We start from the raw sequence: 13638 nt of genomic DNA, 5'->3' as shown, positions 1-13638 counted from the left end.
GGAAGCGTACGTCCTCACCCATGTCATGGCAGAACGGCTCAAGGCGACGAATGCCCCAGCACATCTCCGGGTCTGACCGCGCGGCGCCGCCCGCTGCCCGCGGCGCGGTGCGCCCCGCGGCACCGTCCTCGCTGGACGAGCTGTGGCGGTCGTACAAAGCCACGGGCGACGGGCGGCTGCGGGAGCAGCTGATCCTGCACTACTCGCCCCTGGTGAAATACGTCGCCGGGCGGGTCAGTGTCGGGCTGCCCTCCAACGTCGAGCAGGCCGACTTCGTCTCGTCCGGTGTCTTCGGACTCATCGACGCCATCGAGAAGTTCGACCCCGAGCGCGCCATCAAGTTCGAGACCTATGCCATCACCCGCATCCGCGGTGCGATGATCGACGAACTGAGGGCGCTGGACTGGATCCCGCGTTCGGTGCGCCAGAAGGCCAGGGCGGTCGAGCGGGCGTACGCCACGCTGGAGGCGGCGCTGCGGCGCACCCCCACCGAGGTCGAGGTCGCCGCCGAGATGGACATCAGCGTCGACGAACTGCACGGGGTCTTCAGCCAGTTGTCGCTCGCCAACGTGGTCGCCCTGGAAGAGCTGCTGCACGTGGGCGGCGAGGGCGGCGACCGGCTCAGCCTCATGGACACCCTGGAGGACACCGCCGCGGACAACCCGGTCGAGGTGGCCGAGGACCGGGAGCTGCGCAGGCTGCTCGCCCGGGCCATCAACACCCTTCCGGAGCGGGAGAAGACCGTGGTCACGCTCTACTACTACGAGGGGCTCACCCTGGCCGAGATCGGCCAGGTCCTCGGGGTCACCGAGAGCCGGGTCAGCCAGATCCACACCAAGTCCGTGCTCCAGCTGCGCGCCAAACTCGCCGACGTCGGACGCTGAATCGTCCCGCCGGGATCAACCGCCACGGTGACGTCGCCGTGACGTCTCCGTAGAGTGGTGACGTGCCCAGGATTCGAGCGGCCTCAGTGGCCGAGCACCGGACGATGCAGCGCGGCGCCCTGCTGGAGGCCGCCCGCTCCTTGCTGTCCGAGGGCGGTACGGAGGCGCTGACCTTCCCCGCACTCGCCGAGCGCACGGGCCTCGCCCGCTCGTCCGTCTATGAGTACTTCCGCTCCCGCGCGGCCGTGGTCGAGGAGCTGTGCGCCGTCGACTTCCCGGTCTGGGCCGCCGAGGTGGAGGCCGCCATGGAGGAGGCCGGTACGCCCGAGGCGAAGGTCGAGGCCTATGTGCGCCGCCAGCTCGCTCTCGTCGGCGACCGCCGCCACCGTGCCGTGGTGGCGATCTCGGCCGGCGAGCTGGACGCGGGTGCGCGCGAGAAGATCCGCGCCGCCCACGGCGGGCTGATCTGCATGGTGGTCGAGGCCCTCGGCGCGCTCGGCCATCAGCAGCCCCGGCTCGCCGCGGTGCTGCTGCAGGGCGTCGTGGACGCCGCGGTCCGCCGCATCGAGCTGGGAGCCGCCGAGGACCCCGAGCACATCACGGAGGCGGCGGTCGCCATGGCCCTGGGCGGCGTGCGGGGCTGATCCCGCGCCCGCCCCGCCGCGCCGGACCATCCATCCGGTGGTGGCCCCGGCGACCCCGGTGGCCACCCGGGCGCGCCCCCGAACCGGCTGTGGGCGCGGCGCATCCGGCGCGCCACGCCGACCCGGCCGCGGAGGCGGCGCCCGGCCCAGGCGGCCGCGGCCGCCAGGGCCAGGGGCGCCGCCAGGTCCGGCGTGCCGGTGGAGGACGCGGTGGCCGCCAGGCGGGGCCGCACCCCGGCCCTCGGGAGCGACGCCGCCGCAGACCCCTGGGCGGCGGGCGGAACGCCGAAGACCGGCAACAGCCGGGACGGCCCGCCCCGCAGCATCGACGGCGGCAGCAGCGACAGCGGATCCAGATAGCGGTCCCCGCGCCGCAGCCCCCAGTGCAGACAACCGGCCGGGCAGTGGAACGGCCCCGCCTCCATCACCCCGACCACCTGCCCCGCCGCCACCCGCGCGCCCCTGGTCACGGTGGCCCGCACCGGTTCGTAGGAGGTCCGCAGCGGGGGCTCGCCGGTCCCGGACAGCTCGATGGTGAGCACCCGGCGCCCCGCGACCGGCCCCGCGAAGCTCACCCGCCCCGCGGCCGCCGCCCGCACCCGCTGACCCGCCTCCGCCGCCAGATCGACCCCGCGATGACCCGCCGCCCACGGCGCGGGCGGCGGCCGCCACGCCCTCAGCACCGAGGGCCGTGGCGCCCCCTCCGGTCCGGCCACCGGCCATGACCGGCCGTCCGGACCCGGCGCCGCCACCGCGGCCGGGACCAGGACCGGAAACATCAGAAAGCACAGGGCAAGAGCCCACACCGCACCAAGCCGTCGCATGTCATCCACGGTGACGCCAACCGGCGCATCCGGTGGATCATGGACGCGAACTGGGGACTACCCACGGGTTGTGGATATCGCCGTCACCCGGCGCCGCACGGGTCCCGTACACTTCTTATGGCGATCCGGGTCACCGGATCGACTTCGCACGCCCCGCCGCCCGCGCCCCGAGCACGTATCGGCAGCACGGCGGCCGCGCCCCTCGGTCCTCGGACGAGCCCCTGACAGGGCCCTCGTTCGTGGCAGGCGCGCCGGGGCGTCAGGAGCGGCGGCCGCCCGGCCGCCGTGGAACCGAGTACCTCAAGGAGTACGGCCATGGCCGTCGTCACGATGCGGGAGCTGCTGGAGAGCGGCGTCCACTTCGGGCACCAGACCCGCCGCTGGAACCCGAAGATGAAGCGCTTCATCTTCACCGAGCGCAACGGCATCTACATCATCGACCTGCTCCAGTCGCTGTCGTACATCGACCGCGCCTACGAGTTCGTCAAGGAGACCGTCGCCCACGGCGGCTCCATCATGTTCGTCGGCACGAAGAAGCAGGCGCAGGAGGCGATCGCCGAGCAGGCGACCCGCGTCGGTATGCCGTTTGTCAACCAGCGCTGGCTGGGCGGCATGCTGACCAACTTCTCGACTGTCTACAAGCGCCTGCAGCGCCTGAAGGAGCTCGAGCAGATCGACTTCGAGGATGTGGCCGCCTCCGGCCTCACCAAGAAGGAGCTCCTGGTCCTCTCCCGCGAGAAGGCCAAGCTGGAGAAGACCCTCGGTGGTATCCGCGAGATGCAGAAGGTGCCGAGCGCCGTCTGGATCGTGGACACCAAGAAGGAGCACATCGCCGTCGGTGAGGCGCGCAAGCTCCGCATCCCGGTGGTCGCGATCCTCGACACCAACTGTGACCCCGACGAGGTCGACTACAAGATCCCGGGCAACGACGACGCGATCCGCTCCGTCACGCTGCTCACCCGGGTGATCGCCGACGCCGTCGCCGAGGGCCTCATCGCCCGCTCCGGCGTCGCCACCGGCGACGAGAAGGCCGACAAGGGTGCGGGCGAGCCGCTGGCCGAGTGGGAGCGCGACCTGCTCGAGGGCGAGAAGAAGGCCGACGAGTCCGAGGCCAAGCCGGCCGAGGCCGCCGCCGAGGAGCCGGCCGAGAAGCCGGCCGAGGACGCTGCCGAGAAGCCCGCCGAGGACGCCAAGCCCGCCGAGGCCCCGGTCGCGGACGCCGAGCAGGCCTGACCACTCAGACGGTGTACAACGGCGGGGGACGGTGCGATGGCGCCGCCCCCGTCGTTCACCCGTAGAGCTTTCGACTTTCGAGAAGAGATTCACAGATCATGGCGAACTTCACCGCCGCTGACGTCAAGAAGCTCCGCGAGCTCACCGGCGCCGGCATGATGGACTGCAAGAAGGCGCTGGACGAGGCCGAGGGCAGCGTCGACAAGGCCGTCGAGATCCTCCGCGTCAAGGGCCAGAAGGGCGTGGCCAAGCGCGAGAGCCGCAGCGCCGAGAACGGTGCCGTCGTCTCCCTCATCGCCGACGACAACTCCTCCGGTGTGCTGGTCGAGCTGAAGTGCGAGACCGACTTCGTGGCCAAGGGCGACAAGTTCGTCGCCGTCGCCGACGCCATCGCCGCCCACGTCGCCAAGACCGTTCCGGCCGACCTGGAGGCCCTGCTCGCCTCCGAGATCGAGGCCGGCAAGACCGTCCAGGCGTTCGTGGACGAGGCCAACGCGACCCTCGGCGAGAAGATCGTCCTCGACCGTTTCGCGCAGTTCTCCGGCGGCTACGTCGCCGCGTACATGCACCGCACCAGCCCGGACCTGCCGCCGCAGGTCGGCGTCCTGGTCGAGCTGGACAAGGAGAACGCCGAGGTCGCCAAGGACGTCGCGCAGCACGTCGCGGCCTTCGCGCCGAAGTTCCTGAGCCGTGACGAGATCCCGGCCGAGACGGTCGAGAACGAGCGTCGCGTCGCCGAGGCCACCGCTCGCGAGGAGGGCAAGCCCGAGGGTGCCCTGCCGAAGATCATCGAAGGTCGCGTCACCGGCTTCTTCAAGGAGAACGTCCTGGTGGACCAGGCGTTCGCCAAGGACAACAAGAAGAGCGTCCAGAAGGTCCTGGACGAGGCCGGCGTCTCCCTGACCCGCTTCGCCCGTTTCCGCGTCGGCGTCTGAGCCGAGCAGCGAAACACCGGCGACACCGATAGGGTCGTAGGCAGCCAACCGTCAACCGGTCGGCCGCAGATGTGACGAGGAGGCCATTGCCGCAGAGGTCGTACCAGGACCCGGCAGTGGCCTTCTTCGTATGTGCACGAGGAGATCTCCAATGAATCACGGCGCGGACGCCAAACAGGCCGCCGACAAGAACGCGGACGGTCCAGTACGACACGGCCGTTTCCTGCTGAAGCTGTCCGGCGAGGCGTTCGCCGGGGGCGGGGGACTCGGGGTCGACCCCGATGTCGTGCACGCCATCGCCCGCGAGGTCGCCGCCGTGGTGCGGGACGGCGCCGAGATCGCCATCGTGATCGGTGGCGGCAACTTCTTCCGCGGGGCGGAGCTGCAGCAGCGCGGCATGGACCGGGCGCGCTCGGACTACATGGGCATGCTCGGCACCGTCATGAACTGCCTCGCCCTCCAGGACTTCCTGGAGAAGGAGGGCATCGACTCCCGTGTCCAGACCGCCATCACCATGGGCCAGGTCGCGGAGCCGTACATTCCGCTGCGCGCGGTGCGCCACCTGGAGAAGGGGCGCGTGGTGATCTTCGGCGCGGGCATGGGCATGCCGTACTTCTCCACGGACACCACCGCCGCCCAGCGTGCCCTGGAGATCGACGCCGAGGCGCTGCTCATGGGTAAGAACGGGGTGGACGGGGTCTACGACTCCGACCCCAAGCGGAACCCGGACGCGGTCAAGTTCGACGCTCTGGAGTACGGCGAGGTGATCACCCGGGACCTCAAGGTCGCCGACGCCACCGCGATCACCCTCTGCCGGGACAACAAGCTGCCGATCCTGGTTTTCGAGCTGACCGCCGAAGGAAATATCGCGCGCGCGGTGAAGGGTGAGAAGATCGGCACGCTCGTGAGTGACCAGGACTCACGGGCCTGACGGCTCGTTCGGGGGATGGACAACGGCCTGCCGGTCGGACACCGTGCAGGAGAAGACGCACGCAGGGGCGAGGCTCTGCTTACGGATAACACCAGGAGCAAGTGGTGATCGAAGAAATCCTCCTCGAGGCCGAGGAGAAGATGGAGAAGGCCGTTGTGGTCGCCAAGGAGGACTTCGCGGCGATCCGCACCGGGCGTGCGCACCCGGCGATGTTCAACAAGATCGTGGCGGACTACTACGGTGCGCTGACGCCGATCAACCAGCTCGCGTCGTTCTCGGTGCCCGAGCCGCGCATGGCCGTGATCACCCCGTTCGACAAGAGCGCGCTGCGCAACATCGAGCAGGCGATCCGCGACTCGGACCTGGGTGTCAACCCCAGCAACGACGGCAACATCATCCGAGTGGTGTTCCCCGAGCTGACCGAGCAGCGCCGCAAGGAGTTCATCAAGGTCGCCAAGGGCAAGGGCGAGGACGCGAAGATCTCGATCCGCAGCATCCGGCGCAAGGCCAAGGAGTCGATCGACAAGCTGATCAAGGACGGCGAGGTCGGCGAGGACGAGGGCCGGCGTGCGGAGAAGGAGCTCGACGACCTCACCGCGAAGTACGTCGCGCAGGTGGATGAGCTGCTCAAGCACAAGGAAGCCGAGCTGCTCGAGGTCTGATGAACGACTCTTCCTGGGGGGCCCCACCACGCGCCGGACTCTGGGGACCGACTGATCAGGGCACCTCCCCCGGCTACGGCTGGGAGGTGCCCCCTTCTTCGGCGGGTCCCGCGCACGAGGTGGCCGAAGCGGCGCAGACTCGCCCCATGCCCACCGTGCCGCACGCAGGCGGCGACCCCGGCGACGCCGCCGGCCGTGACCGGGGGGCCGCCCGGCCGGGCGGCCCCTTGTTCCGCGATGAGCAGGAGCCGCGGCCCGGACCCCGGCAGCCCCCCGGGCAGCCGCCGGCACCCCCCGCTTCCGGCCCCGAGTCCGCGGGCAGCGCGCCCGGCGGTGGCGGCGATCAGGGTGCGAAGAAGAAGAGCGCGGGCCGCGATCTGCGGGCCGCGATAGGCGTGGGCGTCGGGCTGGGCGTGATCATCATCGCCTCGCTCTTCATCTACAAGCCGGTGTTCATCGGCGTGATAGCGGTCGCCGTGGTCGTCGGGCTGTGGGAGCTGACCTCCCGGCTGGCCGAGCGGAAGGACATCCGGGTCCCCCTGGTGCCGCTCGCCGTCGGCGGCGTCGCCATGGTCGTCGCGGGCTATGTGCGCGGGGCGCAGGGCGCATGGGTGGCGGTGTCGCTCACGGCGCTCGCCGTGCTCGTGTGGCGGATGACCGAGCCACCCGACAACTACCTCAGAGATGTCACCGCGGGCGTCTTCGCCGCCTTCTACGTGCCGTTCCTCGCCACCTTCGTGGCGCTCATACTGGCCGCGCCCGACGGCGCGCAGCGGGTGCTGACCTTCCTGCTGCTGACGGTGGTCAGCGACACCGGCGCGTACGCGGTCGGCTGGCGTTTCGGCAAGCATCCGCTCGCGCCTCGCATCAGCCCCGGCAAGACCCGCGAGGGGCTGCTGGGCGCGGTGGCGTTCGCGATGGTCGTGGGGGCGCTGTGCATGCAGTACCTCATCGAGGGCGGCGTGTGGTGGCAGGGGCTGCTGCTCGGCCTGGCCGTCGCGGTCAGCGCGACCCTGGGGGACCTCGGCGAGTCCATGATCAAGCGTGACCTCGGCATCAAGGACATGGGCAAGCTGCTGCCCGGCCACGGCGGGATCATGGACCGGCTCGACTCGCTGCTGCCCACCGCCCCCGTGGTGTGGCTGCTGCTGGTGATCTTCGTGGGCGGCGGCTGACCCCCGTACGGCATCGCTGCCGCTCAAGGCCCCGCACCGCCCGTGGCGCGGGGCCTTCCGCATGTCTGCGACACTGGTACGGCCATGCCTAAGCCCGGAGAACTCACTTTCGCCGTGCCGCGTGGGGCCAAGAAGCCCCCGCGGCACCTCGCCGACCTCACGCCCGCCGAGCGCCGCGAGGCCGTCGCCGCCCTCGGGGAGAAGCCCTTCCGGGCCGGTCAGGTGTCGCGTCACTACTTCGCCCGCTACACCGACGACCCCGCCCAGTGGACCGACGTACCGGCCGCCGCGCGCGAGAAGCTCGCGGCCGAGCTGCTGCCGGACCTCATGAGCGTGGTGCGGCACATCAGCTGCGACGACGACACCACCCGCAAGACCCTGTGGCGGCTCTTCGACGGCACGCTCGTCGAGTCCGTGCTGATGCGCTACCCGGACCGGGTCACCATGTGCATCAGCTCCCAGGCGGGCTGCGGCATGAACTGCCCGTTCTGCGCCACCGGCCAGGCGGGTCTGGACCGCAATCTGTCCACCGCCGAGATCGTGCACCAGATCGTCGACGGCATGCGCGCGCTGCGCGATGGCGAGATCCCGGGAGGCCCGGCCCGGCTGTCCAACATCGTCTTCATGGGCATGGGCGAGCCGCTGGCCAACTACAACCGGGTCATCGGCGCCATCCGGCGGCTCACCGACCCCGAGCCGGACGGCCTGGGCCTGTCCCAGCGCGGGATCACCGTCTCGACCGTGGGGCTGGTCCCGGCGATGCTGCGGTTCGCCGACGAGGGCTTCAAATGCCGGCTCGCGGTGTCCCTGCACGCGCCCGACGACGAGCTGCGCGACACCCTCGTCCCGGTCAACACCCGCTGGAAGGTGCGCGAGGTCCTGGACGCGGCGTGGGAGTACGCGGAGAAGTCGGGCCGCCGGATCTCCATCGAGTACGCCCTGATCAAGGACATCAACGACCAGGCGTGGCGCGCCGATCTGCTCGGCAGGCTGCTCAAGGGCCATCGGGTGCACGTCAACCTCATCCCGCTCAACCCGACGCCCGGCTCCAAGTGGACGGCGTCCCGGCCCGAGGACGAGAAGGCGTTCGTGGCGGCCCTGGAGGCGCACGGGGTGCCGGTGACCGTCCGGGACACCCGGGGGCAGGAGATCGACGGGGCGTGCGGCCAGCTGGCGGCCACGGAGCGCTGACCACCGGCTGATACGGTGCCTTCGCACCACCGTCGTACAACCATCCAGCGACGACGCACAAATGAACATTCCGACAGGGGAGCGCGACAGCGCTGAGAGTGCGGCCCGGCCGCAGACCCTCCAACCTGATCCGGGTCATACCGGCGTAGGGAGTCAGCCCAGCATGAACAGCCATCTTCGGCGTGCCGTCACCGCCGCCCTCGTGGCCTCCCTCGGCGCCGGCGTCCTCGCGGGCTGCGGTGGGGGCGCGGCGGACGGCAAGGACTCCAAGATCGTCACCCTGGTCTCGCACGACTCGTTCGCGGCGTCCAAGGCGGTCCTCAAGGAGTTCACGCGCAAGACCGGCTACAAGGTGCGGGTGCAGGCCGGTGGTGACGCGGGGGCCGCTGTCAACCAGGCGATCCTGTCCAAGGGCCATCCGCAGGGCGATGTGTTCTTCGGCGTGGACAACACCCTCCTCTCCCGCGCGCTGGACAACGACCTGTTCACGCCGTACGAGGCGAAGGGGCTGGACAAGGTCCCCGCGGCCTTCCAGCCCGACCGGGCGAAGCACCGCGTCACACCGGTCGACTACGGCGACATCTGCGTCAACTACGACCGCGCCTACTTCGAGCGCGAGAAGCTCGCGCCGCCCAGGACGTTCGCCGACCTGACCAAGCCCGCGTACAAGAACCTGCTGGTCACCGAGAACGCCGCCACCTCGTCCCCCGGCCTCGCCTTCCTGCTCGGCACCGCCGCCCGCTACGGCGACCACGGCTGGCGGGACTACTGGAAGAAGCTGCGGGCCAACGGCGTCGAGGTGGTCGACGGCTGGGAGCAGGCGTACTACGACCGCTTCTCCGGCTCGGCGGGCGGCGCCAAGGGGGACAAGCCGCTCGTCGTCTCGTACGCCTCCAGCCCGCCCGCCGAGGTGGCGGACGCGAAGTCGAAGCCCGTCAAGGCCCCGACCGGGGTGGCGGACGGCACCTGCTTCCGGCAGACGGAGTTCGCCGGGCTGCTGAAGGGCGGGGGCAACACCAAGGGCGGCAAGGCGCTGCTGGACTTCCTGCTGACCAAGCGCTTCCAGGAGGACGTACCGCTGAACATGTACGTCAATCCGGTGCGCGAGGACGCCAAGCTGCCGGAGGTCTTCACCCGGTACGGGGTCAAGGTCGCCGACTCGGCCACCCTGCCGCCGCGGAAGATCGCCGAGAACCGTGAGCCGTGGGTCAAGGCATGGTCCTCGCTCGTTCTGTAAAGCCCGCGGCCGGCCGCGGCGGGCCGCGCGGCGCCGCCCTGCGGCTCGCCCTGATGGCCGTGCCGCTCGCCTTCTTCGCCGTCTTCTTCGCGTATCCGGTGGCCGCGATCGTCACCCGCGGGCTGCGCGTCGACGGCCGGTGGCGGCTCGGGCGGATACCCGAGGTGCTGGGCGACCCGTCCGTCCTGCACACCCTGTGGTTCACCGGCTGGCAGGCGGCCGCCTCGACCGGGCTGACGCTGGCGGTCGCGCTGCCCGGGGCGTACGTCTTCGCCCGCTTCGCCTTCCCCGGCAAGGGGCTGCTGCGCGCCGTGGTGACCGTGCCGTTCGTGCTGCCGACCGTGGTCGCCGGATCGGCGTTCCTGGGGCTGCTCGGGCGCGGCGGGCTGCTGGACGAGCTGTGGGGGATACGGCTCGACACCAGCGTCTGGGCGATCCTGCTGGCCCATGTCTTCTTCAACTACGCGGTGGTGGTCCGCACCGTCGGCGGGCTGTGGGCGCAGCTCGACCCGCGTCAGGAGGAGGCCGCCCGGGTGCTCGGCGCGAGCCGCCTCGCCGCCTGGCGCCGGGTCACCCTGCCCGCGCTGGGCCCCGCGGTGGCCGCCGCCGCGCTGATGGTCTTCCTGTTCACGTTCACCTCCTTCGGCGTGATCCAGATCCTGGGCGGCCCGCGCTACGCCACCCTGGAGGTGGCCATCTACCGGGAGACCGCGCAGCTGCTCGACCTGCCGACGGCTGCGGTGCTGACACTCGTCCAGTTCGCGTCGGTCGCGGCCGTCCTCGCCCTGCACGCCTGGACCGTACGCCGCCGGGAGGGCGCCCTGCGGCTCGTCGACGCCGCCCGGACCGCGCGCCGCCCGCAGGGCCCGGCGCAGTGGGGGCTGCTCGCGGGGGTGCTGGCCGTCGTCGCGCTGCTGATCGTGCTGCCGCTCGTGGTGCTGGTGGAACGCTCGCTCCACGGGGCGGACGGCTACGGATTCACGTACTACCGGGCGCTCGCATCCGCGGCCGACAGCGGCGGCACCTTCTTCGTGGCCCCCGTGGACGCCATCGGCAACTCTCTCCAGTACGCGGCCGTCGCCACCGTTTTCGCCCTCCTCGTGGGCGGACTGGCCGCCGCCGCGCTGACCCGGAGGGCGGGGCGCTTGGTGCGCGGGTTCGACGCGTTGCTGATGCTGCCGCTGGGCACCTCCGCCGTCACGGTGGGCTTCGGGTTCCTCATCGCGCTCGACGAACCCCCGCTGGACCTGCGCTCCTCCTGGCTCATCGTGCCGCTCGCCCAGGCCCTGGTGGGCGTGCCTTTCGTCGTGCGCACCCTGCTGCCCGTGCTGCGGGCCGTGGACCACCGGCTGCGGGAGGCCGCCGCCGTGCTCGGCGCGTCCCCGCTGCGCGCCTGGCGGGAGGTGGACCTTCCGCTGGTGGGGCGGGCGCTGGCGGTCGCGGCGGGTTTCGCGTTCGCCGTATCGCTCGGCGAGTTCGGGGCCACGGTGTTCATCGCCCGCCCCGACCTCCCCACCCTCCCGGTGGCCGTCGCGCGCTTCCTGGGCCGGGCGGGACAGCTCAACTACGGGCAGGCGATGGCGCTGAGCACGATCCTGATGCTGGTGTGCGCCTGCTCCCTGCTGGCCCTTGAGCGCATCCGCACCGACCGCTCGGGGGAGTTCTGAATGGGGGAATCCTGATGACGCCGCCGCTGCTGCGCCTGGACGAGGTGACGGTCCGCTACGGCCGCCACGACGCGCTCGACGCCGTCGACCTGGAGGTCGCCGAGCACGAGACGGTCTGTGTGCTGGGCCCCAGCGGCAGCGGCAAGTCCACGATGCTGCGCGTGGTGGCCGGACTTCAGCGCGCCGCTTCCGGCCGGGTGTGGCTCGGGGGCCGCGACCAGAGCGGCATACCCACCCACCGGCGCGGGGTGGGGCTGATGTTCCAGGACCATCAGCTCTTCCCGCAGCGCGACGTGGGCGGCAACGTCGCCTTCGGGCTGCGGATGCGGGGGGCCGGGCGCGCGGAGGCGGACCGCCGGGTCGCCGAACTGCTCGACCTGGTCGGGCTGCCCGGCGCGCAGCGGCGGCCGGTCGACTCGCTGTCCGGCGGTGAGCAGCAGCGCGTCGCCCTCGCCCGCGCGCTGGCGCCCCGGCCGCGGCTGCTGATGCTGGACGAGCCGCTGGGCCAGCTCGACCGCGGGCTGCGGGAGCGGCTGGTGGTGGAGCTGCGGCAGTTGTTCGCCCGGCTGGGCACCACGGTCCTCGCCGTCACCCACGACCAGGGCGAGGCGTTCGCGCTCGCCGACCGGGTCGTGGTCATGGAGGACGGGAGGATCGCGCAGTCCGGCACCCCGCTGGAGGTGTGGCGGCACCCCGCGAACGAGTTCGTCGCCCGCTTCCTGGGCTTCGACAACGTGGTCGAGGCGACCGTGCACGGCGAGAACGCCGACACCGTGTGGGGCAAGCTGCCCGTGCCGCCCGGTTCCCGGCCGGGTCCGGTCCGGCTGCTCGTCCGCCCGGCCGGGGTACGGCTCACGGCCCCCGAGGACGGCCTGCCCTGCGCGGTCGCGGCCCGCACCTTCCGCGGCGACCATGTGGCGCTCATCCTCCAGCCGTCCCAGGGACCCCGCCTGGAGGCGTCCTGCGCGCTGCGGGACGCCCCGGAGGCGGGGGAGCGGGTCGGGGTGGCCTTCGACGCCGAGGACGTGGTGGTGCTCGGTTCGTCCCGGTTCGGCTCGTCCCGGCTCGGTTCGACGTAGAAAAGTTCAGCCCGTCGGCCAGGCGCTCAGCCCGTCAGGGAGGCGAGCGCGTCCGGGGCCTCGTCCACCGAGCCCACCAGTGCGATGCGGGCCTTCATCGACCGCCCCTCAGCGAGCGCTTCGAGCAGCGGCCAGGCGGGCAGGCGGCGCGTCCAGTGGTCGCGGTCCACGAGCACCATCGGGGTCGGCTCACCGCGCGACTCGTAGTAGTTCGGCGTGGCGTTGTCGAAGATCTCCTGAAGGGTTCCGGCGGCGCCGGGCAGGAAGACGACGCCCGCGTTCGAGCGGGCCAGCAGCCCGTCCTCGCGGGTCGCGTTGGCGAAGTACTTGGCGATGTGCGAGGCGAAGGCGTTCGGCGGCTCGTGCCCGTAGAACCAGGTCGGTATCCCGACCGACGCGCCGCCGTCCGGCCACCGCTCCCGCACCGTGAACGCGGCCCCGGCCCAGGCGCCCACCGACGGGCGGAACGAGGGTTCCCGGGCGAGGAGTTCCAGCGCCTCCTTCAGCGCCGCGTCCGGAAGCGGCGCCGTGTAAGCGCCCAGGTTGGCGGCCTCCATCGCGCCCGGGCCGCCGCCCGTCGCGACCGTCAGCCCGGACCGTGCCAGCGCCTGCCCGAGCCGGGCGGCGCCCGCGTACCCCTCGGAGCCGCGCTCCAGCGCGTGCCCGCCCATCACGCCCACCACCCGGGCGCCGGTGAGCAGTTCGTCCAGGGCGTCGGAGACCGCGTCGTCGTGGATCGAGCGCAGCATCGAGGAGAAGATGTCGCCGTCCGCCTTGGTCCGCTGGAACCAGGCGTACGCGCGCGCGTCCGGCGTGCCCGCGTATCCGTCCACCCCGTCGTCCAGGCCCTCGAACAGCTCGGCCGCGGTGTAGAGGGTGCCGCGGTACGGGTCGAACGGCAGGTCCGGCACGGGCGGGAAGACCAGCGCGCCCCGCGCCCGCACCCGCGCCGCTGCCTCCGGCTCCATCGGACAGCCGAGGAAGACCGCCCGGTCGGTGTCGGTGGACAGCAGCGCGGACGTACGGGCCGTCAGGTCGACGGACTGGACCCGGTATCCGGCCAGGGTGCCGCGGGCGACGACCTGGTCGAACTCCTCCAGGGACTCTATTTCGACGTCGGGTGCGGTGGGCGCGGGGGTGTCTGCGTCATCGGTCTGCACGGCGTCATGCTAATCA

General features: G+C 71.7%; 12 protein-coding genes, 1 pseudogene and 1 riboswitch. Of the genes and pseudogenes, 11 read left to right on the top strand and 2 right to left on the bottom strand.

Annotation, left to right across the window (positions count from 1 at the left end):
• Positions 1-50 precede the first annotated feature (50 nt).
• Together whiG and ACFZCY_RS27205 are read left to right on the top strand one after the other, a co-directional pair.
• Complete coding sequence (whiG, locus tag ACFZCY_RS27210) at positions 51-884, top strand: RNA polymerase sigma factor WhiG (RefSeq protein ID WP_009714726.1); 834 nt, start codon at positions 51-53, stop codon at positions 882-884.
• A gap of 104 nt (positions 885-988) precedes the next feature.
• Positions 989-1528: a TetR family transcriptional regulator gene (locus ACFZCY_RS27205; RefSeq protein ID WP_391179281.1), complete on the top strand. Its 540-nt coding sequence runs from the start codon at positions 989-991 to the stop codon at positions 1526-1528.
• A 407-nt stretch (positions 1529-1935) separates the two neighbouring features.
• Here ACFZCY_RS27205 and ACFZCY_RS27200 read toward each other — a convergent pair.
• A pseudogene (locus ACFZCY_RS27200) lies at positions 1936-2307 on the bottom strand (peptidoglycan DD-metalloendopeptidase family protein); the annotation flags it as partial.
• 360 nt (positions 2308-2667) lie between these two features.
• On the opposite strand from ACFZCY_RS27200, the gene rpsB reads away from it, so the two are divergent.
• The 9 genes from rpsB to ACFZCY_RS27155 all read left to right on the top strand — a co-directional run bounded on the left by rpsB (position 2668) and on the right by ACFZCY_RS27155 (position 12462).
• Positions 2668-3585 (top strand): 30S ribosomal protein S2, encoded by a 918-nt coding sequence (gene rpsB, locus ACFZCY_RS27195; RefSeq protein WP_391178610.1) that lies wholly within the window; start codon positions 2668-2670, stop codon positions 3583-3585.
• A 98-nt stretch (positions 3586-3683) separates the two neighbouring features.
• Positions 3684-4520 carry a translation elongation factor Ts gene (gene tsf / locus ACFZCY_RS27190; protein WP_391178608.1) on the top strand — a complete coding sequence of 279 codons (837 nt, stop codon included), beginning with the start codon at positions 3684-3686 and terminating at the stop codon, positions 4518-4520.
• Between the two features lie 151 nt (positions 4521-4671).
• The gene (pyrH, locus tag ACFZCY_RS27185; RefSeq protein WP_055557951.1) at positions 4672-5451 is read left to right on the top strand and encodes a UMP kinase; all 780 of its coding nucleotides are present in this window, start codon (positions 4672-4674) and stop codon (positions 5449-5451) included.
• Positions 5452-5555: 104 nt separating this feature from the next.
• Positions 5556-6113 carry a ribosome recycling factor gene (gene frr / locus ACFZCY_RS27180; RefSeq protein ID WP_009714720.1) on the top strand — a complete coding sequence of 186 codons (558 nt, stop codon included), beginning with the start codon at positions 5556-5558 and terminating at the stop codon, positions 6111-6113.
• Entirely contained in the window at positions 6113-7288 is a 1176-nt protein-coding gene (locus tag ACFZCY_RS27175; protein ID WP_391178604.1) for a phosphatidate cytidylyltransferase, read from the top strand. Before frr ends, ACFZCY_RS27175 begins: the two co-directional genes overlap by 1 nt.
• An 84-nt stretch (positions 7289-7372) precedes the next feature.
• The gene (rlmN, locus tag ACFZCY_RS27170) at positions 7373-8479 is read left to right on the top strand and encodes a 23S rRNA (adenine(2503)-C(2))-methyltransferase RlmN (RefSeq protein ID WP_055556773.1); all 1107 of its coding nucleotides are present in this window, start codon (positions 7373-7375) and stop codon (positions 8477-8479) included.
• 65 nt (positions 8480-8544) lie between these two features.
• Positions 8545-8648, top strand: a riboswitch (TPP riboswitch).
• Positions 8643-9716 (top strand): thiamine ABC transporter substrate-binding protein, encoded by a 1074-nt coding sequence (locus tag ACFZCY_RS27165; protein WP_391178601.1) that lies wholly within the window; start codon positions 8643-8645, stop codon positions 9714-9716. (Overlaps the previous riboswitch by 6 nt.)
• Before the next feature lie 53 nt (positions 9717-9769).
• Positions 9770-11383, top strand: a complete 1614-nt coding sequence (locus tag ACFZCY_RS27160; RefSeq protein WP_391179278.1) for an ABC transporter permease subunit — start codon at positions 9770-9772, stop codon at positions 11381-11383.
• A 14-nt stretch (positions 11384-11397) separates the two neighbouring features.
• Complete coding sequence (locus ACFZCY_RS27155) at positions 11398-12462, top strand: ATP-binding cassette domain-containing protein (protein WP_391178598.1); 1065 nt, start codon at positions 11398-11400, stop codon at positions 12460-12462.
• A gap of 26 nt (positions 12463-12488) precedes the next feature.
• Here the strand turns inward: ACFZCY_RS27155 and ACFZCY_RS27150 are convergent, their stop codons facing one another.
• Entirely contained in the window at positions 12489-13622 is a 1134-nt protein-coding gene (locus ACFZCY_RS27150; RefSeq protein ID WP_391178594.1) for an LOG family protein, read from the bottom strand.
• Positions 13623-13638: the final 16 nt, after the last annotated feature.

This window comes from Streptomyces sp. NPDC007983, from assembly GCF_042958345.1.
Classification (GTDB): domain Bacteria; phylum Actinomycetota; class Actinomycetes; order Streptomycetales; family Streptomycetaceae; genus Streptomyces.
The sequence above is the reverse complement of the archived record's forward strand: the minus strand, read 5'-3'. Positions and strand labels throughout refer to the sequence as shown.